This window comes from Campylobacter sp. 2457A, assembly GCF_020135895.1.
GTDB classification, from domain to species: domain Bacteria; phylum Campylobacterota; class Campylobacteria; order Campylobacterales; family Campylobacteraceae; genus Campylobacter_D; species Campylobacter_D taeniopygiae.
Window position 1 is genome coordinate 1 of sequence record NZ_JACHTO010000078.1, and the last position, 690, is coordinate 690.

The 690-nt window shown below is 23.3% G+C and carries 1 pseudogene; it reads left to right on the plus strand.

Annotation, left to right across the window (positions count from 1 at the left end):
• Positions 1 to 15: 15 nt before the first annotated feature.
• Positions 16 to 690: pseudogene (locus H2280_RS08400) on the plus strand (DUF2972 domain-containing protein); the annotation flags it as partial.

Genomic DNA, 690 nt, shown 5'->3' on the forward strand with positions numbered 1-690 from the left:
CTAAGGACTCTCACCATGCAAAATCCCAATTCAGCTATAGAAAGAATCAAAAATCATTTAGCTTATAAACTTGGTCAAGCTATGATCGAATATAATAAAAATGGGGGGGGGTATTTAGCCTTATTTAAAAAACTTTATAATATTAAAAAACAACATAAAAAAGAAAAATTAATCTATCAAGAAACCATCAAAGTTTTTCCTACTCTTAAATATCCTGAATTAAAACATTGTCCTGATTATAATGAAGCTTTAAAATGTTATTTTCATTTATCTTATATGCTAGGTGAAGCTTTAATGAAATCTTATCAAACTTGGTATAAAGGTGGCACATTTAAATTATATTCTTATATTAAAAAAGCCAATAAAGAATTTAAACTGTTTCAAGAAATTTTTAAAGAACTTAATCAAATCAATTCTAATATTCTTGAAGGTTTATTAAATAACAAACAATTATTCTTAAAAGAATTTCCTAAAATAAAAAATCTATTAAATATTCATAAAGACTATACTCCTATTATAGACAATATCTTTCATAACTTTGATTATGTTATAAAGAATTTTAATCTTATAGAAGAATGGTTATTATCTAATGATTTTAATGAAAAATACAAAAAAGAAAACCATCCTTATCCATCTTTACTTGATCCTAAAAAACTTAATGATGAAAATGAAGAGATAAACTACAAAACC